The sequence below is a fragment of the Lutimaribacter degradans genome (assembly GCF_023703375.1).
In the GTDB taxonomy this organism is placed as follows: domain Bacteria; phylum Pseudomonadota; class Alphaproteobacteria; order Rhodobacterales; family Rhodobacteraceae; genus Lutimaribacter; species Lutimaribacter degradans.
The window spans coordinates 55,390-79,109 of record NZ_JAMQGO010000012.1; the positions used below are offsets into that span (position 1 = coordinate 55,390).

A 23,720-nucleotide genomic window follows, 5' to 3' on the forward strand; every position below is an offset into this window, starting at 1 on the left:
CCTTTCATCCCGTTCATTCAGCTGCGATATCCTTGGGGTCGGCCAGCGTGACGATATCCATCATGATGGTATTCAGGTTGAAATCCTTGGGCGTGTAGACCTTGGCCACGCCCATGGTTTTCAACCGCTTGGCATCTTCATCGGGAATGATGCCGCCGACGATAACCGGGATATGCCCCAGCCCCGCGTCGCGCATGCGGGCCATCATGTCCTCGACCAGCGGAACATGGCTGCCTGACAGGATCGACAGGCCCACGACATGCACGTCGCCCTGTTGCGCGGCGGTAACGATCTGCTCGGGGGTCAGGCGGATGCCCTCGTAATCTATTTCCATGCCGCAATCGCGGGCACGAAACGCGATCTGTTCGGCCCCGTTGGAATGGCCATCAAGCCCCGGCTTGCCCACCAGGAATTTCAGACGCCGCCCCAGCCGGTCGCTGACCGCGTTCACCGCGTCGCGGATGTCGTCCAACCCTTCGGTCTTGTTGCTGACCGATTTCGAGACGCCGGTGGGGCCGCGATATTCCCCGTGCACGGCGCGCATTTGCGCCGCCCATTCGCCAGTGGTGACCCCGGCCTTCGCGGCCTTGATCGAGACGGGCATGACATTGCGCCCCTCGGCGGCGGCGGCCCGCAATTCGGCCAGCGCATCTTTCACCACAGCGTCGTCGCGGTCGGCGCGCCATGCGTTCAGGCGGTCGATCTGGTCTTGCTCCACAGCCGGATCGACCACCATGATACCGCCATCCTCACCCATCAGGGGGCTGGGCTCGCCCTCGGTCCATTTGTTCACACCGACCACGACGGTTTCATTGCGTTCGATCTTGTTCAGGCGTTCGGCGTTGCTGTCGACCAGCCGCGATTTCATGTATTCGATCGCGTCCACCGCGCCGCCCATGCTGTCGATATTGGCCAGTTCGTGCCGCGCGCCTTCTTTCAGGGCCTCGACCTTGGAATCCACCGCCGGATTGCCATCGAACAGGTCATCGAATTCCAGCAGGTCGGTTTCATAAGCCAAGATCTGCTGCATCCGCATCGACCATTGCTGATCCCACGGGCGGGGCAGGCCAAGTGCCTCGTTCCACGCCGGAAGCTGCACGGCCCGCGCGCGGGCCTTTCTCGACAATGTCACCGCCAGCATTTCAAGCAAGATACGGTAGACGTTGTTTTCGGGCTGCTGTTCGGTCAGACCGAGCGAGTTCACCTGCACCCCGTAGCGGAAGCGGCGAAATTTAGGGTCTTCGACACCATAGCGGGTGGCGCAGATCTCATCCCACAGGTCAACGAAGGCGCGCATCTTGCACATCTCGGTCACAAATCGGATGCCCGCGTTCACGAAAAACGAAATCCGCCCCACAAGGCGGGGGAAATCCTCGGCCGGGACGCGGGGTTTCAACTCGTCAAGAACGGCGGTGGCGGTGGCCAGGGCAAAGGCCAGTTCCTGTTCCGGCGTGGCCCCCGCCTCTTGCAGGTGGTAGGAACAGACGTTCATCGGGTTCCACTTGGGGATATTGATATAGCAATATTCGGCCACATCCCCGATGAGTTTCAGCGACGGTTTCGGCGGGCAGATATAAGTGCCGCGCGACAGGTATTCCTTGATCAGGTCGTTCTGTACCGTGCCTTGCAATTTCGACACGTCCGTCCCCTGTTCCTCGGCAACGGCGACATATAACGCCAGCAGCCACGGCGCCGTGGCGTTGATCGTCATCGAGGTGTTCATCTGCTCAAGCGGGATCTGGTCGAACAGCGTGCGCATGTCGCCCAGGTGGCAGACCGGCACGCCGACCTTGCCCACCTCGCCCTTGGCCAGCACATGATCGCTGTCATAGCCCGTTTGCGTGGGCAGATCGAAGGCCACCGACAGGCCGGTTTGCCCACGGGACAGGTTCGAACGATAGAGCGCATTCGATGCCTTGGCTGTCGAATGGCCGGCATAGGTGCGGATCAGCCAGGGTCTGTCTTTTTGCGTCTCGGTCATCGGGGCCTCCGGATGAATCGGGTTGGCAACTTTATTGCGTCGGCGCGCAATAGAGCGGAATTTTGTGCCAAGGTCAATTCGCTGCGATGCGGCATCATGCCATTTACGCCGCTTCGGATCGCGGTCATGCTGCGGCCATGTTTCAAACGGTCGAAATGCCACTTTGGGTGCTGGTCTTGTTGGTGGCTTTTGCCGCGGTCACATTCGCCAGCCATTTCCTGTTCCCTTCGGTTCGCTGGTTCTTTCGCCGGCGTCTGGAGCGAGCTGTTGCCGAGTTGAACAAGCGGCTGGAGCGGCCCATTCAGCCCTTCAAGCTGGCGCGCCGCCACGACATGATCCAGCGCCTGATCTATGACCCCGAGGTATCGCGCGCTGTCGTGATCCATGCACGCAACAAGGGTGTGCCGGAAAACGTGGCCTTCGAAACCGCCCGTCGTTACGCGCGCGAGATCGTGCCGTCGTTTTCAGCGTCGCTTTATTTTGGCGTCGCGGCGCGGCTGGCGCGCTGGTTGTCGAACACGCTTTACGATGTGCGGTTGCTTCATCGTGACGAGGCCGCTTTGGGCAAGATCGACCCGAAGGCGACAGTGGTTTACGTCATGAACCACCGCAGCAACATGGACTACGTGCTGGTTACCTACCTGGCGGCCGACCGGTCGGCCCTTGCCTATGCAGTTGGCGAATGGGCGCGGATCTGGCCGTTGTCGCGGCTGATCCGGGCGATGGGCGCCTATTTCATAAGGCGAGAACGGCACGGGCCCCTCTATCGCAAGGTTTTGGAGCGCTATGTGCGGCTGGCCACCGATGCGGGCGTGACGCAGGCCGTTTTCCCCGAGGGCGGGCTGAGCCTGACCGGCGCGTTGGGCAATCCGCGCCTGGGTATCCTGCGCTACATCTCCGAGGCGCGCGGCCCCGATGCCCCGGACGTGGTGTTCGTGCCTGTTGCCCTGAATTACGACCGTGTCCTGGAAGATCGCGTGCTGATCGGTGCCCGTGCGGCGGGCGAACGGCGCTTTACAGCGCGGTTTCGAGTGATTGCCGGCTTTGTGGCGCGGATGGTGTGGCTGCGGCTGCGCGGGCGCTATCGGCGGTTCGGCCGTGCTGCCGTCAGCTTTGGCCAGCCGGTATCGTTGGCGCAGTCGGGTGGCAACGTGCGGGCCCTTGGACGCGCGCTGATGGGGCAGATCGCCCGTGAAATGCCGGTTTTGCCAGTGCCGTTGGTGGCCATGGCATTGGAGCGCGCCGGGGGCGTGGCAACGCAGGACGTGCTGGCCGACCGGGTGGTTGCCCTGATCGCGGGGCTACCGTCCCATGCCCGGCCCGACGAGCCGGCGCAGGAACTGCTGCAGGCCGGGTTGGCTGAATTGCAACTGCGCCACCTGGTTCAGGAAGAGGATCAACGGCTGACGGTGGCGCCGGGGCAGGAGGCAATGATTGCCTTCTACGCTACGTCGATCGCGCATCTTTTTCCGGGTGATGACGCAACTGCAGCATGATTGCTGCAGTTGCAGGGTTATAAAATTTCAAAAAAGACGCATAAAACGATTGCAATATTACGTGGCCGCCGTTATTCCGTTGGGCCAGACGCCGCGATTCTGCGATGCGGCAAGAGAGTTTTTGGAGGCTGAAAATGGCGCTGGACAACGACGCGGGGATAGCCCCCTACGACGCACCCGAAAAAGACCTGTACGAGATCGGTGAAATGCCGCCGCTGGGGTACGTGCCAAAAAAGATGTACGCGTGGGCCATTCGCCGCGATCGCCATGGCGAACCGGACAAGTCCTTCGAGGTCGAAGTGGTCGACACGTGGGAGATCGACAGCCACGAGGTGCTGGTCATGGTGATGGCGGCAGGCGTAAACTATAACGGCGTCTGGGCCGGTCTTGGCCAGCCGATCAGCCCCTTTGACGGGCACAAGCAGCCCTATCATATCGCGGGTTCCGATGCGTCGGGCATCGTGTGGAAGGTCGGTTCGGCCGTGAAAACCTGGAAAGTCGGCGACGAGGTCGTGATTCACTGCAACCAGGATGACGGCGACGACGAGGAATGTAACGGCGGCGACCCGATGTTTAGCCCGACGCAACGTATCTGGGGGTATGAAACGCCGGATGGCTCGTTCTCGCAGTTCACAAGGGTGCAGGCGCAGCAGTTGATGCCGCGGCCCAAGCACCTGACCTGGGAAGAGGCGGCGTGCTATACCCTGACGCTGGCCACCGCCTATCGGATGCTGTTCGGCCACCACCCGCACGAGCTCAAGCCCGGGCAGAACGTGCTGGTCTGGGGGGCTTCGGGCGGCTTGGGCTCCTACGCGATCCAACTGGCCAACACGGCCGGCGCCAATGCGATCGGCGTGATCTCGGATGAATCCAAGCGACAGTTCGTGCTGGACCAGGGCGCCAAGGGCGTGATCAACCGCAAGGAATTCAACTGCTGGGGCCAGCTGCCCACGGTGAACACCCCGGAATACAACGACTGGGTGAAAGAGGCCCGCAAGTTCGGCAAGGCGATCTGGGATATCACCGGCAAGGGCGTGAACGTGGACATGGTGTTCGAACACCCCGGTGAAGCCACGTTCCCCGTGTCGACGCTGGTGGTGAAAAAGGGCGGCATGGTTGTGATCTGTGCGGGTACAAGCGGTTTCAACTGCACCTTCGACGTGCGCTACATGTGGATGCATCAGAAGCGTTTGCAGGGGTCGCATTTCGCCAATCTGAAACAGGCTGCCGGCGCCAACCGCCTGATGATTGAACGGCGGCTTGATCCATGCATGTCCGAGGTGTTCCCGTGGAGCGAGATCCCGCAGGCACACATGAAAATGCTGCGCAACGAGCACAAGCCGGGCAACATGGCCGTGCTGGTGCAAGCACCCCGGACCGGGTTGCGCACGGTCGAGGACGTGGTGGAAGCCAGCAGGAAATAAACCTGTCCCGGCGATGGTTTCGGCCCGTGTCCCTATGCGGGGGCGCGGGCTTTTCTTGCGGGCCGGGCAGGCGCTCGGGCTGCGCCCATCGCCCCGCCCGCCGTCCCGCATGGGTGCTCTGGCCCTTGGCGGAGCGGCGGTATAGGGTCGCGCCATGACCGTTCCAGCCATTACCTTTTCCGAAGATCAGGCCGCCGCCTTCGACAATATCGCCGAGGCGTTGCGCGGCGTTGGTGTGGATATCGAGGACGGCAGTCTGACGCCCTTGGCGCCGGGCAAATCACGGGTCATGGCCGTTCTGGGCAAGGCGGGCTCGGGCAAGACCCTGCTTCTGGCCCAGTTGGTCAAGGCGCTGGAGGCGGCGGGCGTTGACACGATCTCGGGCGATTACGAGGGGCGCAAGCGCAAGGATCGGCGCACCCTGGCGATCCTGGCCCCCACCAACAAGGCCGCCAGCGTTCTGCGGATGCGGGGCGTGCCCGCCACGACCATTCACCGCATCCTGTACACGCCCGTCTACGACCCGGAATATGAACGCATCGCCGAATGGCTGACCGGCAATGGTGAAAAACCGGATATCGAGGGGCTGACCGAGCAGGCGCTTGACCGCGCTTGGGCGTTTTTCCAGACGCAGAAATCGGTGCCCGGCGCCTTGGCCGCTGCCGGCCTGCGTGGCAGCGATTTCATCACTGGCTGGAAGCGCCGCGAAGAGCCGCTGGATATAGGGTTTATCGACGAATCCTCGATGCTGGACGAGCGGCAATTCAATGATTTAAAAGAGATTTTCCCAACCCTCGTTCTTTTCGGCGACCCCGCGCAGCTGGCCCCGGTGAATGCTCCGGGCGGGATGGTCTTTGAAAGCCTGCCCGCCCCAGCCAAGCTGGAATTGCACCGTATTCACCGGCAGGATGCGGACAACCCGATCCTCGATCTTGCCCATGCGCTGGCCGACCCCGACCTTGGGTTCGAGGATTTCGAGGCCATGATTCAAGACCGTGCGCGGGCCGATGATCGGGTGGTCTGGGCCGAGCGGGTAGAGGTTGACCTTATGGCGCGCAGCCCTGTGCTGGTCTGGCGCAATGCCACGCGTATTCGCCTGATCAACGCGTTTCGCAGGGTCCATGGCGCGCCCGAGGACGCCTTGCTGGAGGGCGAGCCGCTGGTCTGTGACGGTATCGAACTGCCCTTGAAGCACCGCAAGAAGCGGCTGGACCTCGAAGCGCGGGGGCTGATCAAGGGGGCGCAGGTAATCTACCTTGGGCCGGGGCGGAAACCGGGGTTTTCGCGCCTGCACGTGATGGGGGCGGAAGACCCGCAGGTAAGCGCCGCCAGCATCGTGAAGATCGAAAAACCCGAGGAAGAAGAACCTTTTATCCCTTTCGCGGCCAATATGGGGGCGGCGTTCTTGCACGGGGCGGCAGTGACGATCCACAAGGCGCAGGGCAGCCAATGGGAAGATGTGCAGGTGTTCGCGCCCGACCTGTGGGCCGCCGCGCGGATGGGGCGCAGCGAGGCCGGCCAGCCCTTGTGGAAGCGGTTGGCCTACGTGGCCGTCACACGCGCACAGGAGCGGCTGTTCTGGGTGGTGCGTAACCGTTTGAAAAAGCCCACTTATCCGCTGCGCGTGGATGATCTGAAGGCGGCGGTGAAACCAGCGCCGCTGGCATTGGAGGCCGAGGAATGAAAACCATCGTCATCACCGGGGCCAGCGCCGGGATCGGGGCGGATTGCGCGCGCGAGTTTCTGGAGGCAGGTTGGCATGTCGGTCTGATCGCACGGCGCGAGGACAAGCTGGCCCGTGTTACGCAAGGCTTTGAAAATGCGGTTGTTTTGCCGTGTGACGTCACCGAACCGCAGGCTGTCAGCGCGGCGTTCGACAGCTTCGTGGCGCGTGCAGGACGACTGGACGTGCTGTTCAACAACGCGGGAATGTTCGGGCGCGCGGCCACCATCGACGACCTGTCATTCGACGAGTGGCGGCAGGTGGTCGACGTGAACCTGCATGGCATGTTTCTTTGCGCGCAAGCGGCGTTTCGGATCATGCGGGCGCAACGGCCGCAAGGGGGAAGGATCATCAATAACGGCTCGATCAGCGCCCACACCCCGCGCGAGCTATCGGTTTGTTATACAACGACAAAACATGCAATTACCGGGTTGACCAAAACCCTGTCACTGGATGGGCGGGCCTTTGATATTGCTTGCGGACAGATCGATATCGGCAATGCGCTGACCGATCTTTTGCAAGGCATCATCGACCAGAACCCCGACAATCCACCGCCCCATATGGATGTGTCCGACGTGTCGCGGGCGGTGCGCCAGATGGCGGAGTTGGGCCCCGAGGCCAACGTGCAATTTATGACGATCATGGCAACGAAAATGCCCTATATCGGGCGCGGTTGATATATTTAGGGCCGCTATATACATGCAAAGACTGCGCGCTTTCTGCAGCAGACCGCGCGGCGAGTCTTGTTAACGCGGCGGTAAGGTTTGGGCGGTGCGACCATCCGGCGGCATCAAGCGCCGGTGCGATGTGCTCGCCGCCCGAGGGCGGCCGCGTGTTCAGCTTTGGCGCAGCATCGTGAAGGCGGCCGACGCGCCCCAGCCCGCCAGAATCGCGATGGCGAGAGACAGCAGGCCGTAGATCAGCGGCTGCTCGCGCGACAGGTTGTAAAGGAACCTTTCCAATCCGACCTTGTTCACCGTGATGATCGTTCCATACTGGCTGATAACCTCGCCATCGCGGGTCAGGAAGATGCGCGTGGCGTAATCGCCTTCGGTCAGGTTGGCGGGAAGGCTGATGCCGGTTGAAAAAAGCGTTTGTTCGCGCAGCTCTACCGCGCCTTCGAGCGTCTGGTAGAGGCCCGATTTCGTGCGGATGCGGATCAGCGCCTCGGTAAAGGCGGCTGCATTGCCGATCTCGAGCGGTGCGCCGACCGCGCGGATGGCGCGGGGAATCGTGACGCGGTGGCGCAGATCCTCGGTTTCGGTAAGCGCCTCGTGCAGCGGTGCCGAGGTGGCGACGGCATAGAACGAGGGGGCGGAGTCGATTTCCATCGCTGCGTTGTTCACCCAGATGCCCGCGCGCCTGTCCTTGCGGCGCACTGTCAGGGGCTGCGAGGGGCCTGCGATGGTGACAATCACCTCAAGCGGTTCGTCTTGCAGCGGCGTTTCGCGTTTCACCGCGCCGAAGATCAGGATCTCAGAGCCGTCGAAATTTGCGGTGATGGAAATGCGGTTCTGGCTGAGGCCCAGCACGACCTCTTCGGCGCGCAGGGGCAGCGCCACGAGGCAGAGCAGGATGGCGACCAGCACGCGCATCAGTGCGCGCCCACTGCGCCGATGGAATACAGCTCGGCCGGTTGCAACAGAAGGTCGAGCGCCAGCTTGCCGCACACGACAAGCACCATCAATGCCAGCAATATGCGCAACTGCTCGGCCTTCATCTTGACGCCGATCCGGGTGCCGACCTGGGCGCCGATCACCCCGCCGATCAGCAAGAGCACCGCAAGCACCATGTCGACGGTATAGTTCGTCGTGGCGTGAAGCAGCGTGGTAAAGGCGGTGACGAATATGATCTGGAACAGCGATGTGCCGACCACGACCTTGGTGGGCATGCCAAGGAGATAGATCATCGCGGGCACCATGATGAACCCGCCGCCCACGCCCATGATCGCCGCCAGCACGCCCACGGCCACGCCGACGACAAGCGGTGGAATGACCGATATGTACAGCCCCGAGGTGCGGAATCGCATCTTGAAGGGCAGCGTGTGCACCAGGGTGCGTTGGCGGCGGCGCGGGGGTGGCGTGCCGCCCGCGGCACGGCTGCGGCGGATGGCGCGCAGGCTTTCGAAAAACATCAGGCCGCCGACAACACCCAGGAAAACGACATAGCAAAGCCGCACCAGCAAATCGACCTGGCCCTGCGATTTCAGGTAGTTGAACAGAACAACCCCCAGCGCGGCACCGACCAGCCCCCCCACCAGGAGCACCGTGCCCATTCGGAAATCGACTGTCTTTCGTCGCAGATGCGCCAGCACGCCCGAAAAGGAGGAGGCGACGATCTGGTTTGCCTCGGTCGCCACGGCGACAGCGGGTGGAATACCGATGAAGAACAACAGCGGCGTCATCAGGAAACCGCCACCCACCCCGAACATGCCGGACAAAACGCCAACCAGCCCGCCCAAACCCAGGAGCAGGACTGCATGGACCGAAACCTCGGCAATGGGCAGGTAGACGTACATATCTATGGTTAGCGCCGCCGCGCATCGTTTTGCAAGCACGGCCTGCCCCCTTATGGGGGCCATTTGATATTCTGGTCTTATCGCCGGGGCCAAACTGGTGCGATGTGCCGGTTTTTTGTTACCGTTCCTTCACATAGGGCTCGCCACCCGCGCGGGGCGGAATGGCGCGGCCCACGAAGCCGGCCAGAATCACCACGGTCAGGATATAGGGCAGGGCATCCATGAATTGCCCCGGCAGGGTGATGGGGCCCAGCTCGATATTCTGATAGCGCAGCGCGACGGCTTGCAGAAAGCCGAACAGCAGGCAGGACACCAGCGCGTACCAGGGCCGCCACTTGGCAAATATCAGGGCCGCCAGCGCGATGTAGCCGCGCCCGGCCGTCATGTCCTTGATGAACCCGGCCTGAAGCGCCGTGGCGAGGTAGGCCCCCGCGATGCCGCACAAGAGCCCGCAAATGGCCACGGCGGCATAGCGCATGCCGATGACCGAGACACCGGCGGTATCGACGGCTGCGGGGTTTTCGCCCACGGCGCGCAGCCGCAGGCCGAACCGCGTGCGATACAGCACCCACCACGTGGCGGGCACGCAGGCAAAGGCGAAATAGACCGGCAGGGTATGGCCCGATATCAGCTCGGCATAGATGGGGCCCAGAACGGGCACGCCGGCAAGGCTGTCGGCCAGCGGCAGGGTCAACGATTCGAACCGGGCGCCTGTTTCCAGCGAGGGCGTGCGGCCGCCCAGCCCGAACCAGTTCTGCGCGATCAGCACCGTCAGCCCCGCGGCCAGAAAGTTGATGGCGACGCCCGATATCAACTGGTTGCCGCGAAAGGTGATCGAGGCCAGGCCATGCAAAGCCGAAAGGGCCATTGACGCGACGATGGCGGCCAGCATCCCCAGCCAGACCGAGCCGGTGGTGAAGGCGAAGGCCGCCGAAATGAAGGCTGCCATGAGCATCTTGCCCTCAAGCCCGATATCGAAGATGCCCGAGCGTTCGGAGAACAGCCCCGCAAGGCAGGCCAGCAAAAGCGGCGTGGACAGGCGCACGGTTGAATCGAGAATTTGCAGCGCGGTGGTAAAATCCATCGGTCAGCCCTTTTTCCGGCGCGTGGCGAGAAACAGCCGTTCCAGCGGCATTCGCACCATGTTGTCGAGCGCGCCGGTAAACAGGATCACCAGCGCCTGGATCACCACGATCAGCTCGCGCGGGATCGACGTCCAGAGCGCCAGTTCCGCCCCGCCCTGGTAAAGGAACCCGAACAGGATCGCGGCCATCAACACGCCCAGCGGATGGCTGCGGCCCATCAGCGCCACGGCGATGCCGATGAAGCCCGCCCCTTCGACCGAGTTGAGCATCAGCCGCTCGGCCTCGCCCATGGTGGTGTTCAGCGCCATCATCCCGGCCAGCCCGCCCGAAACAAGCATCGTCAGCACGGTGATGCGCACCGGGTTGATCCCGGCATAGCGCGCGGCGGTGGATGAATGGCCGAAAGCCCGGATTTCATAGCCCAGCCGGGTGCGCCAGATCAGCAGCCACACCAGCAGGCAGGCCAAAAGTGCCAGGATAAGCGTGACATTGGCGGGCGCGGCCTTGGAAAACTCGATGCCCAGCGGGGCAAGCAGCTCGTGCAGGGTGGGCAGGTTCGTGGCCTCGGGAAAGCGCGCGGTGGCCGGGTCTTGCGCGCGGGGCGGGCGCAGCACGTTGACCAGCATGTAGTTCAGAAGCGAGGCGGCGATGAAGTTGAACATGATGGTGGTGATCACGATATGGCTGCCGCGTTTGGCCTGCAGCCAGGCCGGGATCAGCGCCCAGGCCGCGCCGAACGCGGCGGCGCCCAGCGTGGCCACCAGCAATGCCACGGTCCAATGCGGTAGCGGCAGGTAAAGGCAGACCAACGCCACCCCCAGCCCGCCCACTATGGCCTGCCCTTCGCCGCCGATGTTGAACATGCGCGCGTGAAAGGCCACCGCGACCGCCAGCCCGGTGAACATGAAATTCGTCGCGTAATAGAGCGTGTAGCCCCAGCCATAGGTCGAGCCGAGCGAACCCTTGACCATCAGAACCACGGCGGCCAACGGGTCTTCGCCGATGGCGACGATCACCAGGGCCGAGATGAACGCGGCCAACAGCAGCGAGATCAGGGGTACCAGCAGGGCATCGGCCCAGGAGGGCATTCTTTCCATGGCTCAGACCTCCTTGCTGGCGTCGGCGTGTTTCTCGGCCAGCTGGGCCTCGATTTTTTCCACGCTGGGCGTGCCGACCTGGCGGGTGGCGTCGGCGGACAGGGTCCAGTTGGCCATGGCCTGCGTGTCATCGCCCGCAAGCCCGGCCATCAGCCCGCCCAGCCCGGATTGCGTGGCGCTGTCGGCGGGGCCTTCGCCCATGATCTTGCCGTCGAACATCACCGCCACGCGGTCGGACAGTGACAGGATCTCGTCAAGTTCGACCGAGACCAGCAGGATTGCCTTGCCCTGGTCGCGCAGCGCGATGATCTGCTGGTGGATGAATTCGATCGCACCGATATCGACGCCGCGGGTGGGCTGGCCGATCAGCAGTAGGTCGGGGCCCTGGTCGATCTCGCGGGCGACGACGATTTTCTGCTGGTTGCCGCCCGAGAAATTCCTGGCTGCCAGGGTCGGGTCGGGCGGGCGCACGTCGAAGCGCTCCATTTGTTCGCGGGCATTGGCGGTGATGCTGGCGTTGTCCATCAGGGGGCCATTTTGCCAGCGGCTGTCGCGGTGATAGCCGAAAATCGAATTTTCCCAGGCCGAATAGGGCATCACCAGCCCCTCGCGCTGGCGATCTTCGGGGACGTGGCCGATGCCTGCGGCACGCCGGGCCTGCCCGTCGGCATCCGGGCCCGACAGCGCAAGGGGCTTGCCGTTCAGCCTTACGGTGCCGCGGCCCTCGCGCATACCGCCGAGCACTTCGAGCAATTCCGACTGGCCATTGCCCGCAACCCCGGCAAGCCCGAGGATTTCGCCCTTGCGCAGGGTCAGCGAGACGTCGTTCAGCCGTGCCACGCCGGCGCTGTCGGTCACGGAAAGCCCCTCGATTTCAAGCACGGGGTCGCCGGGGCGGGCGGGCGTCTTGTCGACGCGCAGCAACACCTTGCGGCCCACCATCAGCTCGGCCAGTTCGGTCGGCGTGGTGTCGGCCGTCTTGACGGTGGCGATCATTTGGCCGCGGCGCATGACGCTGACGCTGTCGGTGATTTCCATGATCTCGCGCAGCTTGTGGGTGATCAGGATGATGGTCTTTCCCTCGTCGCGCAGCCGCCCGAGGATACGAAAAAGCTGATCGGCCTCGGCGGGCGTCAGAACGCCGGTGGGTTCATCGAGGATCAGAATGTCGGCCTGCCGGTACAGCGCCTTGAGGATCTCGACCCGCTGTTGCTGGCCGACGCCGATGGTTTCGATCACCGCGTCGGGGTCGACATTGAGCCCGTAATCGTCGGCCAGGGCCTTGAGCTCGCGCCGGGCCTTGGCCAGCGAGGGGCGCAGCAGGCGGCCATCTTCGGCGCCCAGCACTACGTTTTCCAGCACGGTGAAGTTTTCCACCAGCTTGAAGTGCTGGAACACCATGCCGATTCCGGCGGCGATCGCGGCCTGGCTGTCGGGAATCTCGGTTTTTTGCCCGCTTATGAAGACCTCGCCTGCGTCGGCCTTGTAAAAGCCGTAGAGGATGGACATCAGCGTGGATTTGCCCGCGCCGTTCTCGCCGATGATGCCGTGGATCGTGCCACGCTCGACGCGGATCGCGATATCCTTGTTGGCCTGCACGGGGCCAAAGGACTTGGAAATACCGATAAGTTCGATGGCGGGGACGGTCATTGGGTCATCCGTGGGCTCGGGCGCGCTTTTCAAGCCCGTGCCGGGCTTTTTGCGCGGAAAGGCCCCGAAAGGGCCGATGCGCGAAGGCGGGCCGCGCGGTGCGGCCCGCCCTTGTCGGTCAGAATGTCAGCGCCGGGCAGCTGTCGTTTTCATAATAGCTGGCCACGCTGATTTCGCCGTCGATGATCTGCTGGCGCGCGGCGTCGACCGTGGCCTTCATCTCGTCGCTGACAAGCGAGGCGTTGTGTTCATCCAGCGCATAGCCCACACCGTTTTCGGCCAGCCCGATGTTGAAAACCCCGGTTTCAAGGTCTTCCCCGGCCTTCATCGCGTCGTAGACGGCGACATCGACGCGCTTGAGCATCGAGGTCAGCACCTTGCCCGGGAAAAGGTGGTTCTGGTTGCTGTCGACGCCGATCGACAGGATGCCTTCGTCGGCGGCGGTGCGCAGCACGGCCTCGCCCGTGCCGCCGGCCGCTGCATAGATCACGTCGGCGCCCTGGGCGATCTGGTTAACCGTCAGTTCCGAGCCCTTGATCGGGTCGTTCCAAGCCTCGGGCGTGGTGCCGGTCATGTTGGCGATGATCTCGATATCGGGGTTCACCGCCTTTGCGCCCTGCGCGTAGCCGCAGCCGAAATGACGAATCAGCGGGATATCCATGCCGCCGATAAAGCCGATGGTATCGGATTCCGAGGCCATGGCCGCCATCATGCCGACAAGGTACGAGCCTTCGTGTTCGGCAAAGCCGATCTGGCGCACGTTGGGCGCTTCGAGCCAGGTGACATCGATCGCCACGAACTTGGTGTCGGGATAATCAGGCGCCACGCTGGACAGCGGGTCGGCCATGGCAAAGCCCATGGTGATCACCGGGTTGAACCCGGCTTCGGCAAAGCGGCGCAGCGCCTGTTCGCGCTGTGCGGCGGATTGCAGTTCGATTTCGTTGTAGCTGCCGCCGGTTTCCTCGCCCCAGCGTTGGGCGCCGTTATGGGCGGCCTCGTTGAAGGATTTGTCGAACTTGCCGCCAAGGTCGAAGATGAGCGCGGGATCTGCCAGCGCCGCACCGGCGGTAAGCGCAAGCGAAGCCGTCGCGCCAAGAAGCGTTTTCATCAAGGTCATCTGCCTCTCCCAGTTGGTTGCGGGGCGTGCGGGTGTGCGCCGCCCCGGTTGTGCCGTTCCAGCCCCGATTAAGGCCGCGACGGGCCGAACGGGTCAACCGAAATCTCGCCGTTTGTCGCATGGGGCGGAGCCTGACCCAGGGTTACGTGCGGGCAACCGGCGCCAGCGCCAATGGGCGACCGCCGCCGACGGTGGCCGGGTTTACCCGGCGGGATCGGGTAGGGCGCGCGCCATCACGATCGCGTCGATATTGGGCCCGTCGGCCGGCGTGTAATAGCCCGGTCGATGGCCGGTTTGCGTGTAGCCGGCGCCGGCGTAAAGCGCGCGTGCCGCCGCGTTGTCGGCGGCCACTTCGAGAAAGGCGGTGGTTGCGCCGCGTTCGCAGGCGGCGGCATGGAAGGCATCGAGCGTTCGGCGCCCCAGCCCGTGGCGGCGATGGGCGGGATCGGTGGCGATGGTCAGCAGCTCGGCCTCGCCGGCGATGGCGCGGCCAAGGGCGAAAGCGCGGCCGTCACCGACGGCAAAGACATGCGGGCTTTCGAGCAGGGCGGCAAATTCCCGTGCCGCCCAGGGCCGGGGATGGGTGAAGGCAGCGGCGTGCAGCCGGGCCAACGCCTCAGGCGTCATCGAGGATGACCGGCGGCGCGTCGCGCGCTGGGGCTGCATCGGCGGCACGGATGTAAAGGGGGGCGGGCGCGGGGCTGTCGGCAGGCGCGATGGCCGCGACACCCGCGATGGCGGCGGCCAGATCGGCCGGAGCCGGGGGCATGTCGACCTGGCCGGCCTGTGCCAGCGGCACAAGGCGCGGGCCTGTGCTGTCATCAAGATAAACCTGGTCGCGCGGGGCGGGCACGGCGGCGCGGGCCCGCGGCACGCGGTGGCGGATCGCGTCGAATGTTGAAACCCCGATGGCCGGCACGCCCAGCGACAGCGCAAGCCCGCGCGCGGCGGCCACGGAAATGCGAATACCCGTGAAATTGCCGGGACCCACGCCGACGCCGATACGGGACAGGTCGGCCCATTTTACACCGGCGCTGTCCATCACCTCTTGCAGGAGCGGCATCAGCCGTTCGGCTTGCCCGCGGCCCATCTCCTCGGAGCGCTGCACGGCGATGCGCCCACTCGACAGCAAAGCGGCGGCGCAATGCGCCGCCGATGTATCGAATGCCAGTATCGTCGGGTCAGACGGCAACCGGGCGCACCTCGGTCACTTCGGGGATGTAGTGGCGCAGAAGGTTCTCGATGCCCATCTTCAGGGTCAGGGTCGAGGAGGGGCAGCCCGCGCAGGCACCCTGCATGTGCAGGTAGACAACGCCCCGGTCAAAGCCGTGGAACGTGATGTCGCCGCCATCTTGCGCAACGGCGGGGCGCACGCGCGTATCGAGCAGTTCCTTGATCTGGCCCACCACCTCGGAATCCGGTCCCTCGTGATCGGCATGGCCCGAGCCGGGCTGATCTTCGCCGGTCATGGCGGGCTGACCCGATTGGTAATGTTCCATGATCGCGCCCAGGATGGCGGGTTTGATATGGTCCCAGTCCACGGCTTCGCCCTTGGTGACGGTGACGAAGTCGGTGCCGAAAAACACGCCCGTCACGCCGTCGACCGCGAAAATGCGGGAGGCCAGCGGCGAGTTGCCCGCAGCGTCGGCACTGGGGAAATCCGCCGTGCCGGCATCAAGCACGGCTTGACCGGGCAGGAATTTGAGCGTTGCGGGGTTGGGCGTGGATTCTGTTTGAATGAACATTCGGTTTACACCTTTTTTCCGGGTCACCTTGGATATGCGCGCGCGGGCCGCGCGAGTCAAGGTTTGGAACGATTCTAAGTAAGGGGCCGGGGGTGGCGTGGGTGCGGCTTGCCGGGCTTTCGTGGAGGAGCGCGGCGCGTGCTCAGGTGATCGAATCCAGGCGCTCCTTTGACAGGTCGCCCGGCACGATTGTCACGGGCACTGGCAGGGTTCCGGCGTTCTTGCTGAGCTGGCTGACAAGCGGGCCGGGGCCTTTCTTGTCGGTGCCCGCGCCCAGCACCAGCACGCCGATTTCCGGGTCTTCGCGGATCTGGGCCAGTATTTCGGTCACGGGCTCGCCCTCGCGAATCACGAGGTTCGGGTCAATCCCCTGCTTGTCGCGCATCCACTTGGCGAAGACCTCGAAATGGGCGTGGATACGCTCGCGCGCTTCTTCGCGCATGATGTCACTGACGCCGATCCAGTGGTTGAACTCTTCCGGCGGAATGACCGAAAGGATTTCGACACCGCCACCTGACTTGGCCGCGCGCATCGCCGCGAACCGCATCGCGTTGAGACATTCGCGGCTGTCATCCAGCACCACCATGAACTTGCGCATCTGTCGGGCCTCCTGCTGCGCGATCATGGCGCAAGGGTGCGGCGGTGGCAATAACGGGTTGCGGGCGGCCAATGGCATGATGGGCCACCCCGCGGGCAGACCCATATGTGCCTCGGCCGCGATAACGGGTGTGATCCGTTCTGCCCGCCAGCCCGCTTTTCCCGGCCGCGGGCAGCGCGATCAGGCGGTGGAATGCGCCCAGTCCCAGTACATTTCGCGCACGCGGCGGGTGACGGGGCCGACCTGGTACTGGGTGTCCTCGAACGCGGTGACGGGCGTGACCTTGGTCATGTTGCCCGACAGGAACACCTCGTCGGCGTTGCGGAAATCATCGAAGGTCAGGACGGATTCATGCACCTTCATCCCGTCGTCGCGCATGTTGCCCATGTGCCGCGCGCGGGTGATGCCGGCCAGGAAGGTGCCGTTGGCGATGGGGGTGAACACCTCGCCATCGCGCACCATGAACACGTTGGCCGTGGCGCTTTCGGCCACGTTGCCCATGGCGTCGGCCACCAGCGCGTTGCCAAAGCCGCGCGCGCGCACCTCGCGCAGCATCCGGGCGTTGTTGGGGTAAAGGCAGCCGGCCTTGGCGTTTACCACCGCGCTTTCCAGCACGGGGCGGCGAAAACGCGTTTGCCCAAGGGTGGTGGTGGCGGTTTCGGGGGCCATGGGGATCTCTTCGAGGCAGACGGCAAAGCCGGTCTCTTCTTCGCTGGGCACGATGGCCGTCACGTCGCCGTTTATGCCCCAGTACATCGGGCGGATATAGACGGCGGCATCCTTTGCATAGGCGGCCAGGCCATCCCACACGATCTGCACCATGTCGTCGGCGGCGACGGTCGGGTTCAGCCCCAGTGCCCGTGCCGAACGGTTGACGCGGGCGCAATGGGCCGCGAGGTCGGGCGCAATGCCGTTGACGTAGCGTGCTCCGTCGAACACGCCCGAGCCCAGCCATGCGCCGTGGTCGGCAGCGCGAATGATCATGGCATCGCCCTCGTGCCACTTGCCGTCGAAATAGGTGCGGATATTGGTTCCGGCTGCCATCTGATTGCTCCCCTGTTTAGCTGCGGCGCGACTTTAGCAGGCAAGCCGGGCTAGTAAAGCGGTTCGCTGTAGATTACGTCGCCCGCCATTGTCAGCCCCTTGATCGCGGCGCTGCCATCGGGGGCCAGCGCCAGGACAACGCCCAGCTTGCCATCCTGGCGCAACGCCTCGAATTCCAGCGCTTCGGCCTTTGGCGCGAAGTAGCGATCAACCGGGAAGTCGATCCAGTAGCTGTCGCCGTGGCTGCCGGTCAGGGTGCCGCGCAACACGGGGCTTTGCGGGGCGTCGGGCGGTGCGGCGTGCAGGCGCGTGACCTGCCAGAACCGGTTTTCACCCTGTGCCAACTCGGCCCAGACAGGCTGGCCGGGACCGGGCAGTTCGGCAGCTTCGACATTGGCCTTTTCGATCTGGCTGATCGCCAGCCGCAGGGTCACGTAATGGCCGCGAAACAGGTCGCGCGGATCGACGAACCCGGTTTCCAGCCAAACCTCGGTGCCCTCGCGCAGCAGGGTGTTGCGTTCGACCACCATCTTGCCCACCGTGCCGGTCTGGAACAGCGCGGCCAGCAGGGCGGCGGGCAGGATCATCTTGCGCGACAGGCGGATCATGACCGTGCCCTTTTCCTGACAAGGCGCGGGGCAATCAGCGCGCCCGCCAGCAGGATCAGCCCCGCACCAAGGTAGAACCCGGCAGTGCCGATCAGGCTGCCCAGGGTTTGCGCGTAAAGGATCAGCAACATCGCGACGAAGCCCATGATGCCCAGCACGCGAAGCCGTCGCAGATGCAGGCGCCAGCCCATGCGGGTGATCCATACGAACAGCGCCAGCGCGAAACCGGCGGTCAGCCATTGGTGCGGCCAGATGCCGAACACGATCGTAAAGAGCGTCGCCGCCCCTGCCGTTATCCACAGGTCGTAGCGCGTGGCCAAGCCTTGCATGAAGCCCCAGAGCGCGACGCAAAGGCAGGCCAGCGGTGCGATGAGCAGCACGGCGCCCCCACCCGGCGCGGCCATGACGAAATCGGCCACCGTCACGTGCAGCCCCACCACCAGGGCCGATGCCAGCGCCAGTGCATAAAACAGCGCGGCACTTTCGAACCCGCGTAGCCAGCGACCTGCCGCCTGCGAGGCCAGCACGAGCGCGACCACCACCAGAGCACCGCCCGTGGCCAGCATGGTCAGCGTCACCTCGGCCTCTTTCTGGATGAGCGAGACCCCGACCCAGCCGATCAGCGCAAGCGCGGACAGGTGCCCGCAAAAGCGGCTGGGAAGCATACCCGCCGCCAGCGCGCCCAGCAGCCACCAGCCTAGATAAACCAAGTTCACCTGGCCGAAATCGCGTTCAAGCGACAGGGCGAACCACAGGAAAAACAGGCCAATCGCCAAGGCCAGCGGCATCGTGGCGCGCAACAGCGCGGCCGCGATCAGCGTGCCCAGCGCCCACAGCCAGACCGCATCCACCGGCGCGCCCTGAATGTGGTAAAGCTGGGCCACCAGCATGATTGCGGCGCCGTAGAGTGCGCAGGCCAGCAGGCTCAACCCCTCGAACCAGCGCAGCGCGCCGCGCCGCCCGGCCCAGATCGTGCCGATCCACGCAGCCCACAGCGTGCCGCCGATCAGGGCCAGGCGGGCGGGGCGGGGAATGTCAGGCCAGTTGGCGGCGACAAAGGTTATCGCCGCCAGCCCAAGGCAGAGCACCCCGAAGATGACGAGAAGCGTGCGAAAATCCCACCCGTGCGACCGGGCAGCGATATCGGTGTGCAGGGTTTGCGCGGTGTCATCGGGCAAAAGCCCCCGCGCGGCCCAGTCATTCACGGCCTCGGACAGGGTTGCGGCGCGGCTTTTCCATTGCATGGCTCTGGGTCCATTCTGTTTTGTAGCAGCAAACACCTTGTTGAAAGCCGGGTAAAGCCCGCGCTGCCAGGCCACCGGCACGAAAAACCCCGACGCCTGTGGCGCCGGGGAGCTTCATGAAATGAACTTGGTGCATCAGGTGCCGGATGGCCCCGTCAGGCGAGTATGGGATGGTTGGCGCTGAAACAGGGGACCGGCGCCAGCCAATGGCCAGCCGTAGCGGCCGCCAACCCCACTATGCCTGGGCCACGTCGATTCCGTGACATGGCCGTAACGCTTTTGTAAAACCTGCCGCTCAGCCCCGGATCATGCCGACGATGTCATAGGTACGCTGCAGGATCGGCGTTGCGATCTGACGCGCGCGGTCGGCGCCGCGGCCCAGGATGCTGTCGATCTCGGCGGGGTCTTGCATCAGGCGGCTCATCTCTTCGGAGATGGGCGCCAACCTGTCGACGGCCAGGTCCACCAGCGCGGGCTTGAACTCGGAAAATTGCTTGCCGCCCATCTCGGCCAGCACGGCCTGCGGCGTGGTTTCGGCCAGCGCGGCGTAGATACGCACCAGGTTGCGCGCCTCGGGGCGGTCTTCCAGCCCGTCGGGCGTTTCGGGCAGCGGCTCGGGGTCGGTTTTCGCCTTGCGGATCTTTTTCGCGATGGTGTCGGCATCGTCGGTCATGTTGATGCGGCTCATGTCCGAGGGATCGGATTTCGACATTTTCTTGGAGCCGTCGCGCAGGCTCATGACGCGGGTGGCGGCGCCTTCGATCACCGGCTCGGACAGGGGAAAGAACTCCACGCCGTAGTCGTTGTTGAACTTGGCCGCGATGTCGCGCGTCAGCTCGACATGCTGTTTCTGATCCTCGCCCACGGGCACATGGGTGGCGTGGTACAACAAGATGTCGGCGGCCATCAGCGACGGATAGGCAAACAGCCCCAGCGAGGCCTTTTCAGCGTTCTTGCCGGCCTTGTCCTTCCATTGCGTCATGCGGTTCATCCAGCCCATGCGCGCAACGCAGTTGAAGACCCAGCCAAGTTGCGCATGTTCGGGCACCTGGCTTTGATTGAACAGGATGGATTTCGACGGGTCGAGCCCGGCGGCAAGATAACCCGCGGCCAGTTCGCGCGTCTGTCGGCGCAGCGCGTCGGGCTCTTGCCAGACGGTGATGGCGTGCATGTCGACGACGCAGTAGATGGTTTCGATTCCCTGTTCCTGCATGTCCACGAACCGCTTGATCGCGCCAAGGTAATTGCCCAGCGTCAGCCCGCCTGAGGGCTGGATGCCGGAAAATACACGGGGCGTGAAACGCGCGGTGGTCTGGGCCTGCGCCTGTGTCGCGTCGGACATGGTCGCTCTCCGTCTGGATTTATGGGTGCTGGTGGCTTACCCATGCCCCAAAGCACCGTCAAGCCGAGGCACCAGATGCAAGACCCGATAATCAGCCCCGTGAATCCGCTGCCGCCGGTTGTGACCGCGCTGTTCATTGCCATCATCGGGGTCGAGGCGGTGTTTTCGCTTGGCCAGGCGGGGCTGATCGGCGGGCCGCAGGCCGTGGGGTGGCGCTTGGCCGCGATCCAGGATTACGGGTTCTCGTCGGACGTGTTTACCTGGATGCTGGGGCAAGGCCGCTACCCGCCCGAGCACCTGATGCGGTTCGTGACCTATGCTTTCGTGCATGGCTCGTTCACCCACGCGCTGTTCGTGGGTGTCATGCTGTTGGCGATGGGCAAGTTCGTGGCCGAGGTGCTGGCGCAATGGGCGGTGCTGGCGGTGTTCGCGCTGGGCACGGTCACCGGGGCGCTGGCACATGGGTTGCTGGTCACGGCGCAGCCCTGGCTGGTGGGCGGGTTTCCCGGCGTTTACGGGCTGATCGGAGCGTTTACCTACCTGCTTTACGTGCGGCTGGTCAGTTCCGGCTCGAACGGGGCGCGGGCCTTTGTGCTGATCGGGTTCCTGATGGGGATCAAGCTGGTTTTCGGCCTGCTGTTCGGGGCCGATGCCACCTGGCTGGCCGACCTGGTTGGGTTCTTCGCGGGGTTTGCCGCGACCATCGTTCTGGTGCCCGGCGGTTGGGCGCGGCTACGCGCGCGGCTGCGCCACGACTGACCTCCGCGCCGGTGAAGTGGGCGATGGCCGTTGGCCGCGTCAGGCCCTGCGGCGCAAGGCTTGCCGGATGTCCGACATGGGCAACGCGCCGATCAGGTGGGCGACGGTGAAATAACTGGTTATGCCCGCACCGATCAGCAATGCCAGCGCGACGTAGCGCACCCCGTCCATGCCGAAGAGCGGCCCCAGCACCAGCATCGCCCCCCAAAGCACCGCGCCCATAAGCGCGCTGGCCAGACCGATGCGCCACAACCGCCGGCGAAAGCGTGCGTCAAACCGGGCGACCGGGCCCATGTCGCGCGCGCCCCATAGCAAAAGCCACATCTGCACCCAGGCTGCGGCGGTGGCCGCAATGGCGGCTGCGATCCAGCCGATGACAAACGACAGCCCGACCGCCAGCACCGCGTTCACCACCATCGCGACCGCAGCATAGTGAAACGGGCGGCGCGTGTCCTCGCGCGCGAAGAACAGGGGTTGCAGCACCTTTTGCATGACGAAGGCGGGCAGCCCGAGGCCGTATATCGCCACTACCACGGCGATGGCGGCGCTGTCGTCGCTGGTGGTCTGGCCGCGTTCATACAGAACCGAGACCAGCGGCAGCGGCACCACCACCAGCGCCACCGCTGCCGGCAGGGTCAGCGCCAGGCTGATTTCGCCGGCGCGGCTGAACGCGGCGCGCGAGGCGGCATCGTCACCCGACTTGAGGTGCCGTGACAGGCTGGGCAAAAGCACCACGCCCACCGCGATGCCCACCACGCCCAGCGGCAATTGATAAAGACGGTCGGCGGCGTAAAGCCAGCTTAGCGCGCCCGGCGTGCTCGACGCGACAAGCTGTCCAACCAGAAGGTTGACCTGCAGAACGCCCGAGGCCAGCGCCGCGGGCACCGCTACCACGATCATGCGTTTCATGTCGGGCGTCCAGCGGGGGCGACCCGGTACGACGGATATGCCCGCCTTGCGCGCCGCGCCCCAGACAAGGGCGAGTTGGGCGATGCCGGCCAGCGGAATGGCCCAGAGCAGCCACAGGATGACCGGCCCGCCCGTTTGGGCGCCCACGATCATCGCCACGATGACGAAAATGTTCAGCAGCACCGGCGCTGCTGCGGCGGCGGCAAAACGGCCGGTGGCGTTAAGGATGCCCGAGAACAGCGCCGCCAGCGACATAAACAGGATGTAGGGAAAAACGATGCGCCCATAGCCCACGGTCAACTCGAACCGCTCGTCGTCCACGAAGCCCTCGGCCGTGGCCCAGACCAGCGCGGGCATGAATACCATCGCCAGCCCGGTCAGTGCCAGCACCACGAGCGCCAGCCCATTGAACGCGTCGCGGGCGAATTGCTGGGGGTCTTCCTCGCCTTCGTATTTCTTCGAGAACATGGGCACGAAGGCTGCGTTGAAGGCGCCCTCGGCAAAGAAGCGACGGAACATGTTGGGCAGGCGGAAGGCGGCGACAAAAGCGTCCATCACCGGGCCGGGCCCGATATAGGCCAGGATCAGAACCTCGCGCACGAAGCCCAGGACGCGGCTGGCGAGTGTCCAGAAACCGACGGTAAGAAAGCCGGCCATCAGGCGGATGGGTTTCATGCGGGGCCCTTCGCAACAGGATGGACGCGGTTTAGCGGATCACGGGGGGCGGGGGAAGGGTGGGTGAGGGTAGAGGGCCGCAAAGCAGCCGGGCAATCACCGGCAAGACGGGGGCGGAGCGGTCGTTCGGGTCTCGTGTTGCGAGCGGCAGAAGAGAGACCGTCGCAGACCCGATCCCGTGCCAAGCCCGGTGGTGGGTCAGTAAGAAAAGGCCATCGTTGCCAGCGCGACGATCACCAGAAGCAGCACGGGCCCAGCCAGCCCCATCGCCCTGACCGCCTTTGGTGGCGGTGTTCCCGACTTGCGCGCATGGCTCATCAGGTGCTGGGCGACGCCCATGTTGACCGTCAGGATTGCCGCGACCGCGATCTTGCCCCAGAAGGCCGTTCCGAACCCCGACCAGCCGCCGTAATAGGCGTAGACCAGCCCGATTCCGGTGACCCAAAGCACCAGCAGCGACAACGCCGAGACACGCGCCAATGTGCGTTGTGCAGCGGTGACCACGGGTTTGGCCGCACCCTCGGCGGTGGCGAGTTGGCGGCCCAGCACGATGTTTGCCACCCCGCCGCCCAGTGCAAGAGCCAGCGCGGCGAAATGTAGAAACTTGAGAAATATCACCATGCCTGCCTCCGAATGCCCGTGCAGCGCCTGTTGCGCCGGTTTTCGTCAGCCTAACCTGCGGTCCTGCACATGCCAAATGGCTTT

The 23,720-nt window shown here is 64.5% G+C and carries 22 protein-coding genes; 5 read left to right on the forward strand and 17 right to left on the reverse strand.

The features are described from left to right. Positions 1-13: 13 nt before the first annotated feature. Positions 14-1,981 (reverse strand): protein meaA, encoded by a 1,968-nt coding sequence (locus M8744_RS15115; RefSeq protein WP_251419273.1) that lies wholly within the window; start codon positions 1,979-1,981, stop codon positions 14-16. 137 nt (positions 1,982-2,118) lie between these two features. On the opposite strand from M8744_RS15115, the gene M8744_RS15120 reads away from it, so the two are divergent. From M8744_RS15120 to M8744_RS15135, 4 genes are all read left to right on the forward strand, one after another. Then, the gene (locus tag M8744_RS15120; RefSeq protein WP_251419275.1) at positions 2,119-3,477 is read left to right on the forward strand and encodes a 1-acyl-sn-glycerol-3-phosphate acyltransferase; all 1,359 of its coding nucleotides are present in this window, start codon (positions 2,119-2,121) and stop codon (positions 3,475-3,477) included. 134 nt (positions 3,478-3,611) lie between these two features. Then, positions 3,612-4,901, forward strand: a complete 1,290-nt coding sequence (gene ccrA, locus M8744_RS15125) for a crotonyl-CoA carboxylase/reductase (protein ID WP_251419277.1) — start codon at positions 3,612-3,614, stop codon at positions 4,899-4,901. Between the two features lie 154 nt (positions 4,902-5,055). Continuing rightward, the gene (locus tag M8744_RS15130; protein WP_251419279.1) at positions 5,056-6,585 is read left to right on the forward strand and encodes an ATP-dependent DNA helicase; all 1,530 of its coding nucleotides are present in this window, start codon (positions 5,056-5,058) and stop codon (positions 6,583-6,585) included. After that, complete coding sequence (locus M8744_RS15135) at positions 6,582-7,301, forward strand: SDR family oxidoreductase (RefSeq protein ID WP_251419281.1); 720 nt, start codon at positions 6,582-6,584, stop codon at positions 7,299-7,301. The genes M8744_RS15130 and M8744_RS15135 overlap by 4 nt, the downstream gene beginning before the upstream one ends. Positions 7,302-7,460: 159 nt before the next feature. Here the strand turns inward: M8744_RS15135 and M8744_RS15140 are convergent, their stop codons facing one another. From M8744_RS15140 to trpS, 14 genes are all read right to left on the reverse strand, one after another. Beyond that, positions 7,461-8,219: a TIGR02186 family protein gene (locus M8744_RS15140; protein WP_251419283.1), complete on the reverse strand. Its 759-nt coding sequence runs from the start codon at positions 8,217-8,219 to the stop codon at positions 7,461-7,463. Then, the gene (locus M8744_RS15145; RefSeq protein WP_251419285.1) at positions 8,219-9,142 is read right to left on the reverse strand and encodes a sulfite exporter TauE/SafE family protein; all 924 of its coding nucleotides are present in this window, start codon (positions 9,140-9,142) and stop codon (positions 8,219-8,221) included. Before M8744_RS15145 ends, M8744_RS15140 begins: the two co-directional genes overlap by 1 nt. Before the next feature lie 118 nt (positions 9,143-9,260). Then, positions 9,261-10,226 carry an ABC transporter permease gene (locus M8744_RS15150; protein WP_251419287.1) on the reverse strand — a complete coding sequence of 322 codons (966 nt, stop codon included), beginning with the start codon at positions 10,224-10,226 and terminating at the stop codon, positions 9,261-9,263. 3 nt (positions 10,227-10,229) lie between these two features. Then, positions 10,230-11,324 carry an ABC transporter permease gene (locus M8744_RS15155; protein WP_251419289.1) on the reverse strand — a complete coding sequence of 365 codons (1,095 nt, stop codon included), beginning with the start codon at positions 11,322-11,324 and terminating at the stop codon, positions 10,230-10,232. A gap of 3 nt (positions 11,325-11,327) precedes the next feature. Further along, on the reverse strand, positions 11,328-12,974 hold the full coding sequence (locus M8744_RS15160) for an ABC transporter ATP-binding protein (protein ID WP_251419291.1): 1,647 nt from the start codon (positions 12,972-12,974) through the stop codon (positions 11,328-11,330). Positions 12,975-13,092: 118 nt separating this feature from the next. Further along, positions 13,093-14,091: a BMP family lipoprotein gene (locus tag M8744_RS15165; RefSeq protein ID WP_251419293.1), complete on the reverse strand. Its 999-nt coding sequence runs from the start codon at positions 14,089-14,091 to the stop codon at positions 13,093-13,095. 201 nt (positions 14,092-14,292) lie between these two features. After that, positions 14,293-14,718, reverse strand: a complete 426-nt coding sequence (locus M8744_RS15170) for a GNAT family N-acetyltransferase (RefSeq protein WP_251419296.1) — start codon at positions 14,716-14,718, stop codon at positions 14,293-14,295. Next, positions 14,708-15,283 carry a tRNA (adenosine(37)-N6)-threonylcarbamoyltransferase complex dimerization subunit type 1 TsaB gene (gene tsaB / locus M8744_RS15175; protein WP_251419298.1) on the reverse strand — a complete coding sequence of 192 codons (576 nt, stop codon included), beginning with the start codon at positions 15,281-15,283 and terminating at the stop codon, positions 14,708-14,710. Before tsaB ends, M8744_RS15170 begins: the two co-directional genes overlap by 11 nt. Beyond that, positions 15,273-15,836, reverse strand: coding sequence for a NifU family protein (locus M8744_RS15180; RefSeq protein ID WP_251419300.1), 564 nt, complete (start codon positions 15,834-15,836; stop codon positions 15,273-15,275). The genes tsaB and M8744_RS15180 overlap by 11 nt, the downstream gene beginning before the upstream one ends. A gap of 142 nt (positions 15,837-15,978) precedes the next feature. After that, positions 15,979-16,434 carry a universal stress protein gene (locus M8744_RS15185; protein WP_251419392.1) on the reverse strand — a complete coding sequence of 152 codons (456 nt, stop codon included), beginning with the start codon at positions 16,432-16,434 and terminating at the stop codon, positions 15,979-15,981. Between the two features lie 180 nt (positions 16,435-16,614). Beyond that, the gene (locus tag M8744_RS15190; RefSeq protein WP_251419302.1) at positions 16,615-17,478 is read right to left on the reverse strand and encodes a branched-chain amino acid aminotransferase; all 864 of its coding nucleotides are present in this window, start codon (positions 17,476-17,478) and stop codon (positions 16,615-16,617) included. A 50-nt stretch (positions 17,479-17,528) separates the two neighbouring features. Further along, on the reverse strand, positions 17,529-18,086 hold the full coding sequence (locus tag M8744_RS15195) for a GDYXXLXY domain-containing protein (RefSeq protein ID WP_251419304.1): 558 nt from the start codon (positions 18,084-18,086) through the stop codon (positions 17,529-17,531). Next, the gene (locus tag M8744_RS15200; RefSeq protein WP_251419306.1) at positions 18,083-19,330 is read right to left on the reverse strand and encodes a DUF2157 domain-containing protein; all 1,248 of its coding nucleotides are present in this window, start codon (positions 19,328-19,330) and stop codon (positions 18,083-18,085) included. The genes M8744_RS15195 and M8744_RS15200 overlap by 4 nt, the downstream gene beginning before the upstream one ends. 295 nt (positions 19,331-19,625) lie before the next feature. Beyond that, positions 19,626-20,672, reverse strand: coding sequence for a tryptophan--tRNA ligase (gene trpS, locus M8744_RS15205; RefSeq protein WP_251419308.1), 1,047 nt, complete (start codon positions 20,670-20,672; stop codon positions 19,626-19,628). Positions 20,673-20,747: 75 nt separating this feature from the next. Between trpS and M8744_RS15210 the strand changes: the two genes are divergently transcribed. Beyond that, entirely contained in the window at positions 20,748-21,431 is a 684-nt protein-coding gene (locus M8744_RS15210) for a rhomboid family intramembrane serine protease (protein ID WP_251419310.1), read from the forward strand. A 39-nt stretch (positions 21,432-21,470) separates the two neighbouring features. Here M8744_RS15210 and murJ read toward each other — a convergent pair whose 3' ends face one another. Both murJ and M8744_RS15220 read right to left on the reverse strand, forming a co-directional pair. Then, positions 21,471-23,015, reverse strand: a complete 1,545-nt coding sequence (murJ, locus tag M8744_RS15215; protein WP_251419312.1) for a murein biosynthesis integral membrane protein MurJ — start codon at positions 23,013-23,015, stop codon at positions 21,471-21,473. A 198-nt stretch (positions 23,016-23,213) separates the two neighbouring features. After that, the gene (locus M8744_RS15220; protein ID WP_251419314.1) at positions 23,214-23,636 is read right to left on the reverse strand and encodes a hypothetical protein; all 423 of its coding nucleotides are present in this window, start codon (positions 23,634-23,636) and stop codon (positions 23,214-23,216) included. Positions 23,637-23,720: the final 84 nt, after the last annotated feature.